This is a genomic window from Armatimonadota bacterium (assembly GCA_016223145.1).
GTDB lineage: Bacteria > Armatimonadota > Fimbriimonadia > Fimbriimonadales > Fimbriimonadaceae > Nitrosymbiomonas.
Map to the genome: position 1 here is coordinate 29,202 of JACRPN010000010.1, position 17,426 is coordinate 46,627.

13 protein-coding genes are annotated in these 17,426 nt (G+C 62.3%); 3 read left to right on the top strand and 10 right to left on the bottom strand.

The window, feature by feature from the left end:
* The first annotated feature begins 112 nt into the window (after positions 1-112).
* Positions 113-2,338 (top strand): hypothetical protein, encoded by a 2,226-nt coding sequence (locus tag HZC36_08475; GenBank protein ID MBI5707009.1) that lies wholly within the window; start codon positions 113-115, stop codon positions 2,336-2,338.
* Positions 2,339-2,508: 170 nt separating this feature from the next.
* Here the strand turns inward: HZC36_08475 and HZC36_08480 are convergent, their stop codons facing one another.
* The 4 genes from HZC36_08480 to HZC36_08495 form a co-directional block, all read right to left on the bottom strand.
* Positions 2,509-3,750 (bottom strand): AI-2E family transporter, encoded by a 1,242-nt coding sequence (locus tag HZC36_08480; GenBank protein MBI5707010.1) that lies wholly within the window; start codon positions 3,748-3,750, stop codon positions 2,509-2,511.
* A gap of 193 nt (positions 3,751-3,943) precedes the next feature.
* Entirely contained in the window at positions 3,944-4,174 is a 231-nt protein-coding gene (locus HZC36_08485) for a YtxH domain-containing protein (GenBank protein MBI5707011.1), read from the bottom strand.
* A gap of 70 nt (positions 4,175-4,244) precedes the next feature.
* Positions 4,245-5,339 carry a tRNA 2-thiouridine(34) synthase MnmA gene (gene mnmA, locus HZC36_08490; protein ID MBI5707012.1) on the bottom strand — a complete coding sequence of 365 codons (1,095 nt, stop codon included), beginning with the start codon at positions 5,337-5,339 and terminating at the stop codon, positions 4,245-4,247.
* A complete protein-coding gene (locus tag HZC36_08495; protein ID MBI5707013.1) occupies positions 5,326-6,504 on the bottom strand; it encodes a thioredoxin domain-containing protein in 1,179 nt (392 codons plus the stop codon). The genes mnmA and HZC36_08495 overlap by 14 nt, the downstream gene beginning before the upstream one ends.
* Before the next feature lie 137 nt (positions 6,505-6,641).
* Between HZC36_08495 and HZC36_08500 the strand changes: the two genes are divergently transcribed.
* On the top strand, positions 6,642-8,300 hold the full coding sequence (locus HZC36_08500) for a MiaB/RimO family radical SAM methylthiotransferase (GenBank protein MBI5707014.1): 1,659 nt from the start codon (positions 6,642-6,644) through the stop codon (positions 8,298-8,300).
* A 180-nt stretch (positions 8,301-8,480) separates the two neighbouring features.
* Here the strand turns inward: HZC36_08500 and HZC36_08505 are convergent, their stop codons facing one another.
* The 6 genes from HZC36_08505 to HZC36_08530 form a co-directional block, all read right to left on the bottom strand.
* Entirely contained in the window at positions 8,481-8,948 is a 468-nt protein-coding gene (locus tag HZC36_08505; GenBank protein ID MBI5707015.1) for a transposase, read from the bottom strand.
* Positions 8,949-9,037: 89 nt separating this feature from the next.
* On the bottom strand, positions 9,038-10,096 hold the full coding sequence (locus tag HZC36_08510; GenBank protein ID MBI5707016.1) for a substrate-binding domain-containing protein: 1,059 nt from the start codon (positions 10,094-10,096) through the stop codon (positions 9,038-9,040).
* A 44-nt stretch (positions 10,097-10,140) separates the two neighbouring features.
* Positions 10,141-11,085, bottom strand: a complete 945-nt coding sequence (locus HZC36_08515) for an ABC transporter permease (GenBank protein MBI5707017.1) — start codon at positions 11,083-11,085, stop codon at positions 10,141-10,143.
* Complete coding sequence (locus HZC36_08520) at positions 11,082-12,053, bottom strand: ABC transporter permease (GenBank protein ID MBI5707018.1); 972 nt, start codon at positions 12,051-12,053, stop codon at positions 11,082-11,084. Before HZC36_08520 ends, HZC36_08515 begins: the two co-directional genes overlap by 4 nt.
* Before the next feature lie 260 nt (positions 12,054-12,313).
* Positions 12,314-15,547 (bottom strand): family 78 glycoside hydrolase catalytic domain, encoded by a 3,234-nt coding sequence (locus tag HZC36_08525; GenBank protein ID MBI5707019.1) that lies wholly within the window; start codon positions 15,545-15,547, stop codon positions 12,314-12,316.
* A 221-nt stretch (positions 15,548-15,768) separates the two neighbouring features.
* Complete coding sequence (locus HZC36_08530; GenBank protein ID MBI5707020.1) at positions 15,769-16,536, bottom strand: PEP-CTERM sorting domain-containing protein; 768 nt, start codon at positions 16,534-16,536, stop codon at positions 15,769-15,771.
* 289 nt (positions 16,537-16,825) lie between these two features.
* Between HZC36_08530 and HZC36_08535 the strand changes: the two genes are divergently transcribed.
* The gene (locus tag HZC36_08535; GenBank protein ID MBI5707021.1) at positions 16,826-17,200 is read left to right on the top strand and encodes a DUF393 domain-containing protein; all 375 of its coding nucleotides are present in this window, start codon (positions 16,826-16,828) and stop codon (positions 17,198-17,200) included.
* The last annotated feature ends 226 nt before the right edge of the window (positions 17,201-17,426 follow it).

Genomic DNA, 17,426 nt, shown 5'->3' on the forward strand with positions numbered 1-17,426 from the left:
GACGCCCCAGTTTGGGAAATCGTCGTCTGACAACAACCGATCCTGTCATCCTAGTCCCACCGGTCTTTCGAGCACCATGCCAACCATCGAGACCCAAAGCAAGAGGAGCACCGTGCCGGAACCCCTCGCCGAGGGCGCGGTGCTGCAAGGCCGGTTCACGATAGCCTCGGTCCTTGGGCAAGGGGCCTTCACCACGGCGTACCTGGCGAACGATCAGAGACGCAAGGACCTCTGCGTCGTTTTGGAGCTTGCGCCGATGGGCAGCCGCCGCACGCAGGGCCGACATCTCAGCCTCGAAGTATTCGGTGCCGGCCACGCCATGCGCCTCAGGCAGCTCTATCAGGACGAGCACCGGGCGGTCAGCACCCTTAACGCCCGTGCACTCAGGGGCGGGAGGAACCAGTTTTGCGAGAATGGCACCGCCTACGCGGTGGTCGAGCATGTCGCTGGGGCGAAGCCGCTGTCCGAGCGGATGGCGAGCCAAGTCAAGCTGGACTTTCGCGCCGTCTCCGAGATGCTGCTGGAACTTGCCACGGCGCTGCGCATGGCGCACTTGAAGGGGCTCCTCCACCTGGACATTCGCCCTGAAAACGTCTTGGTGACCGATGCGGGGCGCCACTACCTGATCGGGTTTGGGGCGGCCCGGGCCTGGCACGAGGAAGCCACCGGTTGCCCAATTGGCACGTCACGCGAGGGGTTTCGGGCTGCCGAGATGGCAGAGAGCCGATTGCGGCGTGGCCCCGCCACCGACCTCTATGCGCTCTGCGCAACGGCCTATGCGGCGCTCGCGGGGGGCCCTCCGCTCGATCCCGTTTCCAGGCAGAAAGGAGGGACGCTCGTCCCGCTTCGAGCGATCCGTCCCGATCTGCCGTTGCCCCTCAGCAAGGCCATCGAGGCAGGCTTGGCGCTGGATTACGCGGGCAGGCCACGGTCGGCGGACGACCTGCTTGAACTGCTTCATTCGGAGGCGATCGCCGAGGACGCGGACGAGGCGCTCGACAGCTTCGACGAGAAGGCCGTCAGGCTGATGAGCTTTCGTTACCAGCGTCGGGAGTGCATGAGTTGCGGCGGCATCCTGGAGAGCGTCCGGCCCCTGCGGCGGCTCGTCTGCCCGGTGTGCCACGAGGGTACGGTTCGCCAGCGCTCGGTTCTTGCGGGCCTCTGCCCGATCTGTCGCGCCGCCCCACTCAAGAAGCGGCCCAACCAAAGCCCGATCTCCATCTGTCCCGTCTGCAAGACCGGACTGCTCTCAAAGCACCGTCATGGGCTCCTTTCCAAGGTCTTCGACTACCGCTGCATGGAATGTGAGGCGGTGTTTGCCCCTCGCGGGGATCTGCTGGCTCGAGTGGTCCCTGACGAAGAGATGGACGGGGGTTGGCGAGAGGTCGAATATAGGACCGAACAGGAGTGGCTCGCCGATTCCGGGCGCAGTTCCGAGGTCCAGCTTTGCGACGGGTGCGGCGCTCAGTTCGACGTGAATGCGGACGGGCGCTGGAGCCTACGGCTCCCCGAAAGGGCCAGCCGCTACGCTGAACTCTATCCCCAGGAGTGGTGCCGAGTGGCAAACGGCCTGCCCCCGTTCGCCGGCAATGCCGAATGCGATTCGTGCGGGGCGGATTTTGAGCTGGACGCGCTCCGGATGACCTTGCTTGCCGCGTCCCAGGACCCCTATGGCTACTCCGAACGGTTCTCTGGGCGGCCCGTGCTCATCGAGGACGTCCGGTTCCTGGGAGTCGGGAAGCACACGCAAAACCCGGGCTGCGTGTGTCTGGACTGCGGTACCGAGTTCGACGAGGAGTCCGGACATCTGCGTCTGATCCAATCGAGTTTCGCGCCCTTGGTCCCCGAGATCGGCAGGCTGCACTCACTGGAAGACTGGAACCGCATTGCGAGGAGAATCCCGCTGAAGGGTGAGGAAGGCGCCTTCGAGGCCGACTTTGACAAGGCGCTCGTCAAGGCCTATCGGACCGGAGGAGTGGTGGCCAAGCGCAAGGGCGAGCGAGAGCTGATCTGGCGTAGCCCGGCCCAGGTGTTCGAAGTTGCGGATACCGAATGGAAGCCGCTCTTCAGGGCCAAACTGGAAGTTTATTCGAGCGAAATGACTTACGGTGGGCTTCTTCGGCGCAAGAGGTTTCCGCTGGAGGCCATCCAGTCCGTCGAGTGCCGTGAAAGCCGTCTTCGGCTCACCGTGTATGGGGAGGCCAACCCCATGGGTATAGAGGTCTCGCCAATGCGATTTGAGAGCAAGCTTCAGTCGGGAAAGCGGTCGGTGGAGCTATCCGCAGGCGACCTTGCGGCACGATTGCGGTGGCAGTTAGGGTTGGGCGAAGCCGGTTAGTGGCCATAAAACGCCCTTACTAGGGCTTGGGTCCACCTGGCGCCAAATCCCAGGGCTTCACCCGTCGCTTGGTGAGGTGGGCCGACCTGCCCGGGGGCGCGTTACCGCACGTCACCAGGCACCGGGTACGGCGAGGGGCTTTTGCCGATCTGAGGCCAGTTGCAGGCGGGTTATGTGCCGATCCGGTGCCTTAGGGGCACCGTCGGCAACGCGACCACCTCCGAGGTGTACGAGGTCACCCGAATCAGCCGGTCGAGCACGACCTTCACCGCGCCCGCCAACGGGAACGCCAGAAGCATCCCCACGAGCCCGAAAAGTGCACCACCGCTGAAGACCACGAAGAAGCTGACGATTGGGTTCAGGCCGACCGCTTTCCCGACGATCTTCGGGTAGACCGCCATGTCGAAGATGCGGTCCATCAAGACGAATACGGCGGTGATCACGGCTGCGGCCGTCCAAGGCGAGCTGAAAGCGAGCCCCAAAACCGCCACCTTTCCAGATAGCCCGGTGACGACGAAAAGGGTCGTCCAAGAGATGAGGGGCCCGATGTACGGGATGAGGTAGAGCGCGCCAAACAGGATGCCGATGAGCACGGCATAGGGCGCTCCCAGGATCGTGAGCAGGAGAGCCGCGATACCCATATAGAGCAAGATCGCTGTGGTGACTCCACGCAAGTAATTCTCAAAAACCTGTCCGATGTCACGCAACATCTCAAGCGTCTCCGCACGAATGGAGGGCGGTATCCAAGTGGCGCCGCGACGCTTGAGACGGTCCATGTCCACCAGCATGTAAACCACCAGCAGCGGCGTAATGAACGTGAAGATCGCGAGCATGCCGATGGCCGGAAAAAGCCCAAACGCGCCTTTGAAGAAGCTCTCGACGTACCCCGCGATCTCAGATTTGTGGGGCGAGACGTACTGATCGACGAATTCCCGCTTGGTGGAGGGCACGCCGAGGTAGTCGAAGGTTGGCCCCAAAGCCTTGAAGACCTGGTCCACCGCCGTGCCCTCTTTGGGCTTTTGCATCTGAACGGCCGGGTTCCAGCGCAGGAAGTAGTTCTGATTGGGATCGGCGCCCCCCATCTGGTTGGTCAACGTGTCAATGGAGGTTCGGAATTGTGATAGCTGCCCTCCGATGACCGGCGTCAGCCAAAGGCCAAGCCCAATCAAGACCCCAAGGAACACCGCGAACACCATGCCGATGGCCAGCCACCTCGGGTAGCCCCGCATGCGCAGCTTCTTGACCGTAGGGTCAAGAAGGACGCTGATGATCATGGCAGCCACGAACGGCAGCAGGATGCTGCGCACAAGGTAGAGGAAGACCAGAGAGAAGAGGACCAGCAGCACCCAGAGCCAGACGCGCCAATGCCCGGTGGCATCCTTGGACACGCTCGCAGCGGGAGCTTGGCTCATGGGTACCAGTTTAGACGAACGGCAGGGCCGCGATGCACCGGTGTGGGTGATGCATCAGGCGCCTGGCTACATGGGGCGGACACGGAAAGGCCGCGGCGCCCGTGCGCCTAGGAGCGCGCGTGAAAAGACCCTAGTGCGACTCAGGCGGGATCGAGCCGAGGGGGCTGTGAATCAGCCAATCCAGGGAGCTTGCTTAGGCCCCGAGCTCTTCGACGACCGACTTGGTCGATCGCTTGGCCTTCTGTTCGGAGATCCACTCCTCGGTCTTGCCCTTCAGTTCTTTGAACTTGTTGGCGATATCCTCTCGCGTCTCGGTGCCCGCTTTTGGCGCGAACAGCATCCCCGCCGCCAGACCGATAATCGCACCGAGTCCAACGCCGGCCAGCAAGTAAAGCATCGCATTCTTTTCGTCGTGTTCGCTCATGATTCATCCTCAATAGGGTCGTGGCAGGCCCTATTCCTTCCTACGTCCTGCAACCTTCATATTACTTGGTCTACGGGACAATTGCCCCACCGCCGACCACGGTCTGGCCCTTATAGGCGACGGCGAACTGGCCTGGAGTCACAGCGCGCACGGGCCGTTTGAAGACCAGGCGGCCGATGGCGCCGGGATAGAGAACCGCCGGCTGTGGGTCCATGTTATAGCGGATTTTGGCCAGGACCTCCACAGGTTCATCACCCGTGAGGACCCCGTGCCAGGTCGGGTTCTCGAAGCACACCTCGCGCCTGAGCAGGTCGCGGTCATGCCCAACGACGACCCGGTTGTGGGCTGGATCAAGCTTGAGCACGTAGAGCGGCCTACCGTCGGGTGAGGGCATTCGCACCCCCCGGCGCTGGCCCACAGTGAAGTCGGCAACGCCGCCGTGCTTTCCCAGGACTTCGCCGCCGGTATCGACGATCTCACCTTCCTCGAAATCCTCCGGGCGCACGCGGCGCAGGAACTCGCGATAGCCCCCTGCTTCGCTGACGAAGCAGATCTCCTGGGAGTCGGGCTTATCGGCGAGGTGCAGGCCCAGCTCTTTCGCGAGGCCACGTGCGTGGGCCTTGCTGGGGACTTCACCCATCGGGAACAGGGTTGCGTTCAACTGATCTTGGCCAAGCATATAGAGAACGTAGCTTTGGTCCTTGTCTTTGGCCCTCGCTCTCATCAGCCGCACATGTCCGGTTTCGCGGTTCGTGCGGGTCCTCACATAGTGGCCGGTCACGAGCTTCCGGCACCCGAACTCGCGCATCTTGTCGAGCAGCACTTCAAACTTCACTTCCTTGTTGCATTGCACACACGGGTTCGGGGTTCGTCCGGCCAGGTATTCCGAGATGAAATTATCAATAACGGATGTGCGGAAGGCGTCTCGGAAGTTCAGCACGTAGTGGGCGATGCCCAGCTTTCGGGCTACTCGGCGTGCATCCTCAACGGCTCCGAGGGAGCAACATCCGGAGTGCCGCGGGTCGGTCTGGCTCTCCTGCCAAATCTGGAGGGTGACGCCAATGACCTCATAGCCGCGACCGACGAGGAGGGCTGCAGCGACGCTGCTGTCCACGCCGCCGGACATCGCGACCAAAACGGGGCCCTTGCTTCTACTTGGCGCCATTGCCCTTGAGGACCCTGCCATAGGGCTCGGCCTCCAGCTTGGTGAACAAGTCCTGGCCCGTCAGGACGGCCGGCGGCTGCCCCTCCATCATCACGATGAAACTGGGGGTCACGGTGAGACCCATTTGGTTGGCCGCCTTGAGGTCCTTGTACATGCGGTTCCAGGGCTCGCTCTCCTGGTTCTTGACGTCCAACATGGCGTCGTCCGTGTCCAGACCCAGGTTCTTCAAGACGTTCAAGTAAAAGTCAATGCTTTTGACCTCTTTCGGGGCCACTGAATAGACCTGGTCGATGTATTGCCAGAACTTGTTGTTCTTGCCGGCAAACTCGGCGAGGATCGCCGCCGTTGCCGCGTAAGGGTGACGTTCGTGAAGCGGAAAATGCCGGAAAACGTAGCGAATATTGGGCTTGTGCTTCTCGATGAACTGTTCAATGACCGGGTACATCTCTTGGCACATATCGCAGCAAAGATCGCCGAACTCGATAAGCGTGATCGGCGCCTCTTTCGGCCCGCTGATGTGGGCGTATTCGGGCACGAGGAATTTCACGGGGTCTTCGCCGAGCTTGGAAGGTTCGATGACGACCGTGTCGCCCTTGCCAAGGTTCGAGGCGCTGAACCATAGGGCGCCGACGAGAGCGATGCCAAGCGCTCCTACGACCACGACGTCGGTCTTGGAGCGGGGCGCTGCGGCGGCCACAGGCTCTGAATCCGCCTCCGGCGCGCGCGCGCCCTTTCGCGCGGCGTTGGACCACTGCTGCCACTGAACCCCGTAGAGCAGGAAGATGACGGTGATCGTCACTGCGTGGGCGAAGCACCAGGGGCAGAATAGGTGGACCGAGGCCGTGTAGATCTGAAGCCCGATGCTCATCAAGGTGGCCAACGCAGAAAGCGCATAGCCGATCTTGAGCGAGGCTGCGGCTTGCTCCGGCTGCCGCCCGCGAAGGAAAGCCATGGCGCCGAGCACCAGGTAGAGGCCTACTCCCAAGAGGGCTATGGGGATGGGGCCGACTTGGGAAATGGGCAGTTGGGCGACCTGTTCGCAACCGCTCGAAACACCGCACGGGAGCTTGATCTTGATGAGGTGCTCAAGGCTGAGCATGCCGGTGATGAACAATCCGGCAAAGCACAGGATGAGATTGATGCGATTGAGAAGGGCCTGCTTCACGGCGAATGATTATAGCTCCTGTAGGGTGTGGAGGCTGGTGAGCCACTCCCACCGAATAACCGGTGGCGCGCCGTACAGGTTCCCGTCGGGGCGCGGAAAGGTATCCTCTGTTGGCTCAAACGCGGTCCCAATTGAGGATGTCCACGCTGATCTCACCAGGTTCGATAGCGGCACGCGCCATGCCAAAGGCAAAGCGAGGCACGTACTACGTGCAGACCTGGGGCTGCCAAATGAACGAGGAGGACAGCGAGCAGCTCGCGCTCAGGCTGGAGAGCATCGGGTTCGTTCCGGCCGAGGGCATCCTGGACGCACACGTGATCCTGCTGAACACTTGCAGCGTGCGCAAGAAGCCCGAGGACAAGGCGTTTTCCATGCTCGGCGAGCTGGCGATGCTCAAGGCCCGGCGGCCGGAAGTCATCATCGGGGTGTGCGGCTGCATGGCTCAGATTCGTAGTGACGAGATCAGGAGGCGCGCGCCCCATGTGGACTTCGTCGTCGGCACCGCTCAGATCGAGAGCGTGCCGGGGTTGGTCGAGGAGGTCGCCCAGCTTCGGAAGTTCCAGACTCGGCTGGATCTTCCCGAGCGCAAAGGCGCCGTGGTTGAGAACGTGCCGCAGAGGTTGTTTGGGGCTGTCGAGGGACAAATGGACCAAGGGACCGAGGGACGGGGAGAAGGTCCGAGGTCCGAGGTCCGAGGTCGGGACGAAGAGGGACGGAGGGACGGAGGGACGGAGGAGCCGGAAGAGGGTCTGGGGGCCGGGGTCTGGGGTCTGGAGGAAAAGGGACAAAGGGACGGAGGGACGGTCGGACTGGGACTGGGCATTTCGCACTCCGAAATCCGCAATCCGCAATCAATACGGTCCGACTGGCTGGCCAACCGCCACCCGCAAGCCTCGAAGCGCACAGGTTCAAAGAAGCTCAAGGCGTTCGTGCCCATCCAATACGGCTGCGACAAGTTCTGCACCTTTTGCATCGTGCCGACGACCCGAGGCCGCGAGCGTAGCCGCCCCGCCGAGCACATCGTCGCCGAGGTCCGAACGCTCGCCGCGCAGGGGACCAAAGAGATCACCCTGCTGGGCCAAACCGTCAACAGCTACGGCAAGAACCTGGCGGAGGGTCGTGTGCCATTCAGCAAGCTGCTCTGGCTGCTGGAGGGCATTCCCGGCTTGGTGCGGATCCGCTACACGTCGCCCTATCCGCGCGACTTCAAGGAAGATCTTGTCTCCTGCATTCGCGATAATCCGAAGGTCATGGAGCACGTTCACTTGCCTCTTCAATCGGGAGACGATGAGGTCCTCCAGGCGATGAAGCGCGTGTATTCGGTGGAAGGGTTCTTGGAGATTGTGGCGTCGCTTCGAGAGGCGGTCCCGACGATCGGCATCACGACGGACATCATCGTTGGATTCCCGGGTGAGACCGAGGAGCAGTTCGAGCGGACCCTAGAGATCGTCCGCGAGGTTCGGTTCGATGGCGCGTTCATGTTCGCCTATTCGCCGCGTCCGGGCACGCCGGCTTCGAAGATGCCCCAGGTACCGGCGGCGGATAAGCGCACCCGGCTTCATGAGCTCGTCGCTCTACAGACCGAAATCACCGTTCAGCAGAACTCAGCCTGGATCGGCAAGACGATGGAGGTGCTGGTCGAGGGGCCGTCACCCAAAAATCCCAACCTGCTTCAGGGTTACTCGCGCGAGTTCAAAATGGTGCACTTTGAGGGACCACAATCCTGGAAAGGCGATCTCGTGCAGGTGGTCGGCGTTGAAGCGCATTTGTGGGGATTGACGGGAAAGGCGGCGTAGCTGCCGACGTGGCATTCAGACCGCAGCCGCCGGTTCCGTACCGGCGCAACCGATGCTGAATCACAAAGAACGCAGACCGTAGCCGCCGGTTCCGTGCCGGCGCAACCGATGCTGAATCACAGCGCCACCGGTGCTCAATAGTGCAATAGCCCCGTAGCCGCCGGTTCCGTGCCGGCGCTGTCACAACCTCATGCTTGCATTGATCACTAATTCTTGGAGGTTGTGTCCGATGCTCCCCATGTGTGGATGATCTTCCCAGTGATCAACGATTCCCGCCCGGACCGGATTGGCGCAGATGTACAACAGTCTTCGGTCCCAATCTTCGGCATCTCTTAAGATATGGTCCCAATAGCCTTTCTGCAGCCGCTCGGCACGGGAGCTGAGGTACAGCCATGTTCCGGCCTTCTGCTTGAACCCGTCGATTGCCTCTTTGGGAGATGCGGCCGCATCGCGTCCCATGACGATGAGGTGCAGATGATCGGGCATGAAGCAGTAGATCGGCGCGGAGCAGTGATGGTCGGCGAGGACCTGTTCAAGCAATGAAATGAATGCGCCAACCACGATGGGGTCGCTAAAAAGGGGTCTCCGCTTGGAGACGCAGATCGTGAAGGAAACCGATCGTTTGCCGACGTAAGCTTCAGCAATCAATCGGTGCTTTGTAGCACGAATCCGTTGAGCGTTCATTTGCTACATCAGACCTTTCGCCGGCACGGAACCGGCGGCTACGGTCCAGGCTCCTAGAAATCAAACTTCCCAATATTCGCTTTGTCGAACACCGTCATCGGGCCCGCGACAATCACGTTCTTCTCGCCGATCTTGCGCTTGCCGAGCGGGCCCGCATCGAACTCCACTCCGGGCTCCGCCTTGATCGTGCCCTCCTTCAGGGCTTTGCCCAGATAAGCCGCGATTGTGCCCATGTCGCGCGGGGACCAGAGCGCGAAGCTCTTGACGACGCCCTTCTCTACAAACTTCTTGAGCTGGTTCGGGGTGCTGAGCCCCGTCAGGAAGAGACCAGGTCCCTTGGCGTTCGGTCCGCCGGGATACGCGCCTGAAAGCTCCAGGCTTTGTGCTGCGGCGGCGAGGCCCACGCTGGTCGGCGCGATCACCCCCCTCAGATCCGGATGCTTGGCCATCAGCGCCTCAAACTCGGTCGTGCTCTTTTGCGGCTCGTCGTTGCCGTACACGATTTCGATCAGCTTCATCTTCGCGTACTTGGGGTCCTGGAGCGCCACCTTCATGCCCGCGATCCACTTGTTCTGGTTCGGGGCGTCGGTGGTCGCGCTGAGGATAGCGATGTCGCCCGAGTAGCCAATCTGCGAGCCGAGAAGCTCGACCTGCTGCGGCCCGACCTCCTCAGAATCGACCGAGAGGATGCCCGCGTCACGGTGGGACTCGTTACCGGTCAGGTCGGAATCAATGGCGATGATGATCACGCCTTTCTTGCGGGCTTCATCGAGCGTCGCGTTCAGCGCGTCGGGGCTGTTAGCCGAGATGGCGATGACGTCCACCCCCTGCTGAACCTGATCTTGAATGAACGAAATCTGCGAAGTCGCCTCGGCCTTGTCCGGCCCGGTGGTCAGAAAGTCCGCGCCGATCGCCTGGCAGGCCTCCTCGAACCCCTTGTTCACGTCGTCGAAATACGGGTTGCCCGTGTTCTTGGGGATAAACACGATCTTCAGCTTCTTCCCGCTGTCGGCCTTGGGTCCGGCGGCCGCGCCCCCGCCTTCATCCTTCGAGCATCCGGCAAGGAGGACAAGAGAAAGGGCTGCGGCGAGGGCAAAGGGTTTCCAGAGCATGGTTTCGAGTTCGCCGCTGAAGCGGGGATTCCTTCCGGGAAGGACTATCGCTGTGCTGTGCTCGATTTTCTGGCGAACCCGTTCTGCGCAGCGACCGTGGCTACCAGCAGCGTGCCTACTATCGCAAGCTGGTATTCCGACTTCACATTCGCGACGCCCATGCCGATGCGCAGGATCGCCATCAGCAGCAGCGCCAGCATCGAGCCGAGCACCGTGCCCTTGCCGCCAAAGATCGAAGCGCCGCCCAGCACCACCGCCGTGATGGCGTCGAGCTCCAAACCCGTAGCGTGGTCGAACCGCGCATAGCCCAGCCGCGAGCCGATATGGAGTCCTGCCAGGCCTGCCATCAAGCCTGAGAGGCCGAACACCAGGATCGTCGTGCCTCCGACCGGCAGCCCCGCGTACCGGGCGGCTTCGGGGTTCGCACCACAGCTCACGACCCAGCGTCCGAGAACCGTTCGGTGCAGCACCAGCGCCACCAAAATGGCCACCCAAAGCAGTCCCACAAGCGATACCGGCAGCGGCCCCAGCTTCCAAAGGTCGATGCCCTTCAGCCCTTCGGGCAGCGCCAAAGAACCGGGTCCAAGCTGAATCTGCGCCACCCCGCGAAAGATCGCCATCGTGCCAAGCGTGACCACGAACGAAGGCAATCGGCTCTTGACGATCACGTACCCGTTGAAGAATCCGAGAAGAGCCCCGAGGAAAGGCGTGAGCAAAGCGCACAGCAACGGTGGGAGACCCGCTTCAGCCATCTTGGCGCAGAGGCAGGCGCAAAGCGTGAGGTTTGCGGCGACCGAGAGATCGATGTTCCCGCTGACGATGACGAACGTCATCCCGAGCACCAGCAGCCCGGTCTCGACGTAGAGCGTCGAGGACTTGAGCAGGTAGACCGAGTCCAGGAAATAGGGCGAGCTCTTCGCAGCGATCGCAAAGGCGACAAGGAGCAGCACTGTCGTGATCGCTTCGGGCCTGCCGAGAAGCCGTTTCAAGCCTTCGCCTCCCGACGGTTTCGCACCGCGGAGTCGGCGATCAGAGCGACAAGGATGATCGTGCCAAAAGCGGCAAGCTGCCAGGTGGCGTCAATGCCCATCACCGAGAGCGCCACGTTCACGGTGCACAGCAGCAGGCACCCGAGGAACACTCCAAGCGCGGTCCCAGACCCGCCAAGAATGCTCGCGCCGCCGATCACCACGGCGGCGATCACGTCGAGTTCGAAGCCGCGCCCCGCCGTCGCCGGGTTGACGAAGCCGTACCGTGAGGCATACAGCAGAGCCCCAAACCCAGAGAGGCCTCCTGCAGCGGTGTAGGCGGCGATCTTCATGCGGGTCACGTTGATGCCGCTCAGCCTCGCCGCGTCTTCGTGTCCCCCTATGGCGTAGAGGTAGCGGCCGGGCCGGGTTCGTGAGAGGAACAGCCAGGCCAGCAACGCGATTCCAGCCGCCATCGCAAGGGTCCAAGGAATATTGACGTTGCCGATGCGGAGCGGGCCCTCGAGCGACCAGCGAGTGAGCGCGTCGGGCAGATTGTACGAGTCGATCTGCTTGGCGCCGCTGACGATGTAGCAGAGCCCCCGATAGGCCGTCAGGGCGCCGAGCGTGGCGATGATCGGGGGCACGCGCGCCAGCGCCACCAAGAGGCCATTCACAAGGCCAAGGAGCGAGCCGATCAGCAACGCCAGCCCGGCTCCGGCCGCGACCCCGATCCCCGGATGGTCTCGGAAGGTGAGACCGACGATCATGCCTGTGAGGCCCAACATCGAGCCGACGGAGACGTCGATTCCGCGGGTCAGTAGAACCAGGAGCTCACCCAGGGCCACGACGAGAAGGATCGGGAGTGCGAGGAGGATCGAGTTGATGCTGGTGGGCTCCAGCATCCTGGGCTGCTTGAGCCAGGTGAGCGCAACAAAGACGACGAGGAGGGCGAAGACGGCAAATTCTCGGCTTCGCAGGGTCTTCATACCAGAGCACCAAGCGCCCTCCATAGAGGCGGTCTTTGATGCCTCCGCCCCTTCAGGGGTGGAGGCTTTGGCAAGGAGGAGTCCGGCATCCCGTAGCCTCCACCCCGGAAGGGGCGGAGGCATACGTTGGGCATTCCCTCGTCCCTCCTCACGCGCCTAATCTACCGCTTTGGGGACAGTTGAGAATGGTGTAGCCCAGGCGTCCCGCCTGGGTGACCCGGTCCTGCAACTGAAACGACCAGACGCGGAGCGTTCATGTCTCAATGAGCACCTTTTGGAGCGGCCGCCTCAAAGTGGTAGGTGCCGCCTCCCACCAGAACCGTTGCCGTATCGAACTTCGAATACACCAGCACCGGCTTCTTCTTAAGCTGGCCTTTGCCCTGGTCCAGGTTGGGAATGGCCTTTCCACCCTCCGTGACCTTCTCTGGCTCTGGGGTCGCGAAGATGACTTCGGCCCAGGTGTTCGCCGGGATGGTGACGTCCAGGATGAACTTGCCGCCCTCCAGCTTCCACGAAGAAGAGACCTTGCCGTGGATCGTGTCCAGCGACCCCTTGGCCCAGGTGAGGCCGCCGCCGACCACAGGGTTGATCTTGAGAACCCCATAGGCCGGCTCAACGCCCGCCAGATCGATGCCTGCCACGCGGCTGTACATCCATTCGCCGATCGCGCCGAAAGCGTAATGGTTGAACGAGTTCATCCCCGCGTCCTGGAAGCCCTTGGTGTCGGTCCAGCCGTCCCAGCGCTCCCAGATGGTGGTTGCGCCGTGCTTGATCGTGTAGCCCCAGCTCGGGAACTCCTCGTTCAGGAGCAGCTTGTACGCCGCGTCGTGCTGCTGAACGTCGCTGAGCGTCGGCGCCAGGATGCCGGTTCCGACGAAACCCGTGCTCAATAGGCCGTTGCGGCTGGCGATGTCCTCGGTCAGGTACTGCACCGCCTTCTCCCGAAGGCTCTCGGGCAGCAGTTCGAAGCGCAGCGCCATCACGTAGCAGGTCTGCGTGTTGCCGTGGATGCGGCCGTCCGGCTGGACGTATTTGGCGTTCCAGGCGTCCCGAATCTGGCCGAAGAGCTTTGCGTACTTCGTCTCATCGGCCTTTTTGCCGAGAACCCCGGCAATCTTCGAGAGCAGTTGGGTCGAATGCGCCCAGTAGGCGGTCGCCAGCACGTCGCGGGGCGTGTCGGCCTGGATCGAGAGCCAGTCGCCGTAGTTCGCGCCCGATCGCTTGACCCAGATGAAGTCGGGGTTCTCCTCGAGCAGGTAGGCGATCCACTTCTTCATCGAGTCGTAGTGGCGCTCCAGAACCCGCTTGTCGCCGTAGCAGCGATAGATGGTCCAAGGCACGATGATGCCCGCGTCGCCCCAGGCCGGCGAGCCCGAATTGCCTTCGCCGAGCGCGTTCGGCGAGACGTCGCGATAGGCGCCGGCCGCGGATTGGGCGTCGCGCACGTCGCGGATCCACTTGGTCATGAAGGGCGCGATATCGAAGTTGAAGCACCCCGTCCGCACGAACACCTGCGCGTCGCCCATCCATCCCAGCCGCTCATCGCGCTGCGGGCAGTCGGTGGGCACCTCCAAGTAGTTGCCCATCATGCCCCACACGATGTTGTGCTGGAGCTGGTTGACCATGGCGTTCGAGCACTCAAAGGTGCCGGTCGGAATGTTGGCGCTGGAGAGCACGACACCGGTGATGGCATCGGGACCGCAGAGCCCCGGATAGCCGGCGACCTCGACGTACCGGAACCCGTGAAACGTGAACTTGGGCTCCCAGATCTCCACGCCCTTTCCGCTCAGGACGTAGGTGTCGGTCTGTTTGGCGGAGCGGAGGTTCGTGACGTAAATGTCGCCGTTGGGCTCCAGGACTTCGGCAAAGCGCAATCTGACCGTGGTTCCAGCCGGGCCCCGCACCTTGAGCCTTGCCCAGCCCACCATGTTCTGGCCAAGGTCGAAGACGGTCGCTCCGTTTGGCGACTGGTAGACCTTCTGCGGCTTGAGTTCCGTGATCTTCCGAACCTGGGCGTCGTTTTGTGGGACGAGCGGAACGCTGCCAACGGGCTCTGCCGCGACGGTGCCCCAGCCTGAATCTTTGAAGCCCGCCTTGTCCCATCCCGGCATCTCCAAGCGGGCGTCGTGGTCTTCACCCATCAGGGTGTCGTTGAGAAGGATTGGACCCGTGCTGGACCTCCAACTCGCATCGGAAACGACCGTCTGCTTCGTGCCATCGTCGAACTCGATCTCAAGCTGCGCGAGGCCCCTGGGTTTGGGGCCGTAGAGGTTGCGCCCGAACCAGCACACGTTGCCGCAGTACCAGCCGTCACCGAGCACCAGGCCCAGGGCGTGCTTGCCGGGCTGGAGGGCCGCCGTGACGTCGAACACTTGATACTGGATGTGCTTTGCGTAATCGGTCCAGCCGGGGGTGAAGTAGGCGCTGCCGAGGCGCTTCCCGTCGAGCGAGGCCTCGTAAAGGCCGAGCGCGCTGACATAGAGCCGCGCCGCCTTCACCTTCTTAGTGGTGGCGAAGTCCTTGCGAAGGTACGGCGACGGGTCCTGCGGAAGGCTGAAGCGCGGCGTCCCCCAGGGTCCTGAGCCCATCTTGGCGACCACTTTCGGGGGTACGAAGCCCGTCGGCGTGCCGGCCATGTTCTTCCAGTCCTCCGTAGAGTCGAGCGCTGAAATCCAGGAGCCATCGGTGACGACCCGAGTCTCCTTGGCGCCCTGCCGAACCCTCAGCACCACGGCCAGACCGGCAGGGCCACCCGAATTGTTCGCCACCACGGCGAGCACGTTTCGGCCGGCTTTGAGCTTGCCCTTGACGTCCAGAGACTTGATTGAGGAAAAGCTGTTGCTCGTGCCGACTTCAACCCCGTTGACGAACACCTGACACGAGTTGTCGGCCGCCGCCAGCAGGATGGCCTCGGTGACCTTTCCAGAACCGAGCTCGAACTCCTTGCGATAGATGCTGGGGCCGGAGGGCGAATCACCCTTTTCGTCCTGGTCGGGGTACCAGATCCAGCTCGCGTCGTCCATGTGGTTGGCCTCGCCGGGGGCGCTGGGCATGCCGATCCACTGCGCCTTCCAGTCCGAGTTCTTGAGGAGGGCAACTTCAAAGCTGGCAGACTTGCTCCAGCTCGACGCCGTGCCCTCGTCGTTCCATACGCGGACCTTCCACCACGCCCTCTGACGGGAGGCGAGGGGCTTGCCGCCGAATTCGACGTGGGCGGTCTCGCTGCTCGCCACCTTGCCGGAATCCCACAGGTCGCCCTTTCCATTGGCCAGAAGCGCCGGCGAGCTTGCGACGAGGATCTGATAGGCCTTCTGGAACTGGCCGCGGTCGGGCGATTCGACGATCCAATAGAACCTGGGGACGGACTCGCCGACCGCAATAGGGTTCACGGCGTACTCGGTCTTGAGCCGGGTCGGGGAAAGGGAGGCTTTGGGCGCAGCCTGGGCGGCAGCGGCAAGCACAGCGAGGAGAAGGGCAAACAGGAGGGTCGTCATACGCATGGCACCGGGTCCGTTAAGGAAAGTTGGACACCGGCGCGCGAAAGTCCTGCGGGGATTGGGCAAGGGAATTGGGGTGCGGGGCTCTTGAGGCGGGGAGAGCCGCCTCGGGACCAAACCGTAGAGGTGAAGGCGGCGCGTCAATCAGCGATTCGCTGTCGACGCGCCGCCTTCAGACTTGTCTCCACAGCCACGTCCGTGGAGAAGGTGTTAGCATGCTATTTCCGGCGTCGGCGCAGGACTGCCATTGCGCCCAAACCAAGTACGGCCAACGTGCCAGGCTCGGGAACGGGGACCACATCGAGACCATTGACCCAGCCTCCGGCAAAGAACGAGCTCGTTAGCGTCCCACCAGTGGTGTATGAGCGGATGGTTTTGTCGCCAAAGCCCATGGATACCCAGACCGTGCTAGCGCCCGAATCGAACCCCAGGCCCGATAGAGCGAACGCGGAGCCCGCAGAGAACGAAGACTGAACGGATCCCCCATTGTCGAGCTCATAGACGTTGCCGTCGCTGTAGTTGGCAACCCACATGCGCGATGCTGTGCCATCAATGCCCGTGCCGCCGCTCAATATCCCGGTTCCGCTCACAAAGGAGCCACCCGTGGTGTGACGGTCCACATTTCCCGAGCTCCAATACAAAGCCAGCAAGTTGGTTCCATCGTCACCGAGACCTTCATTCGAGTGACTACTGAAGATGTTAAACATGGCTCCGGTCGTTAGGTTGACTTCACCCACGTTGCCGCCCACGTCGGAAATGAACACACGACCGCCGATGATCGCAACACCGACTCCAGTACTCGGCAGGCCCGAGATCGCCAGAGATTCCTGAACATTGCCAGCAAAATCCCACTCGATCAGCTTAGGAGCACCGCTAACCTCCAATCCAACAAGAGTTCCGGGAGTGACGCTAAACCCTATCGCCTGAACTCCACCGATTGCCACGAACGAAAAGGCCGCAAGGCTGCGGCCGATATTGCCTCTCATTTCCATTCAACTCCCAGGGCTACAAAAGTACGCAGAAGCGCGTGCCCGTGCTGGTAATTGTCTCAAGGACCCAACAATGTGACAACAAAGTAGAGATTCTCTTCTCTGAAGCTCAGATTGCGCAGGGAATATTCGTGGCGCCGGCAAAGGCGCCTCCATTCCCGGAGCTTCCTTCAACAGGCAGTAGAGCCTGAATGATTGTCCTCCTGGTTTTGTCCGGTCCTGTTCGGGGTGTCTCCTGGCCCTCGTGGCTGCATTGAGTGGCGGTCGGCCACGTAGAAGTGTAAGGATGGCCTGGAAACTCTTTTACGATGCAAGCTGCCAGCTCTGCCACGAGAGCCAGTTGCGCGTGGAGGGCTGGGCCAAGGCTGCCGGGCAGCCGCTGGAGGTTCACGCCCTTCATAGCCCAGAAGGGCAGTTGCTCGGGCTGACGACCAAAGACATCGTTCTAATCGTCGACCGAACTTACGTTGGGTCGGATGCCTGGATCAAGCTCTGCGAGATCGCACCCTGGCCGCTCCGGTGGGTGTCTGTCGCTGGAAAGGTCCCCGTAGCCCGGTGGGCTGTGGCGGTGGTCTATCGTTTCGTTGCGGCGACGCGCCATCGCTGGCGCGGGCAGAGGGAGTGCCCGGTGCCGTCCAATGAGAGCAGCGCCAAGGGCTAGGCTCTCTCGCCTGCCGCCCCCTCACCCGGTTCCCCCGACGATCGGGGTCACCGCCTCTCCCCGATGGGGCGAGGCGAGACGCCCCTTCACTTCGTTCACCGGTCCCTTTTGCAAGCTCAAGGCAGGCTTCTTCCACGAGGATGAGGCGGTTCAACGGACTCCGATCCCCTATCCACTATCCTTTGTCCCTTATCCCGCTGTTCCCTCGTCCCTTCGTCCCTCTTCC

Bases quoted from the DNA above. Each gene is read 5' to 3' on its own strand.
- HZC36_08535 (MBI5707021.1), top strand. From the start codon at position 16,826: ATGGCCTGGAAACTCTTTTACGATGCAAGCTGCCAGCTCTGCCACGAG.
- HZC36_08510 (MBI5707016.1), bottom strand. From the start codon at position 10,096: ATGCTCTGGAAACCCTTTGCCCTCGCCGCAGCCCTTTCTCTTGTCCTC.
- HZC36_08485 (MBI5707011.1), bottom strand. From the start codon at position 4,174: ATGAGCGAACACGACGAAAAGAATGCGATGCTTTACTTGCTGGCCGGC.
- HZC36_08480 (MBI5707010.1), bottom strand. From the start codon at position 3,750: ATGAGCCAAGCTCCCGCTGCGAGCGTGTCCAAGGATGCCACCGGGCAT.
- HZC36_08530 (MBI5707020.1), bottom strand. From the start codon at position 16,536: ATGAGAGGCAATATCGGCCGCAGCCTTGCGGCCTTTTCGTTCGTGGCA.
- HZC36_08500 (MBI5707014.1), top strand. From the start codon at position 6,642: ATGTCCACGCTGATCTCACCAGGTTCGATAGCGGCACGCGCCATGCCA.
- HZC36_08520 (MBI5707018.1), bottom strand. From the start codon at position 12,053: ATGAAGACCCTGCGAAGCCGAGAATTTGCCGTCTTCGCCCTCCTCGTC.
- mnmA (MBI5707012.1), bottom strand. From the start codon at position 5,339: ATGGCGCCAAGTAGAAGCAAGGGCCCCGTTTTGGTCGCGATGTCCGGC.
- HZC36_08525 (MBI5707019.1), bottom strand. From the start codon at position 15,547: ATGACGACCCTCCTGTTTGCCCTTCTCCTCGCTGTGCTTGCCGCTGCC.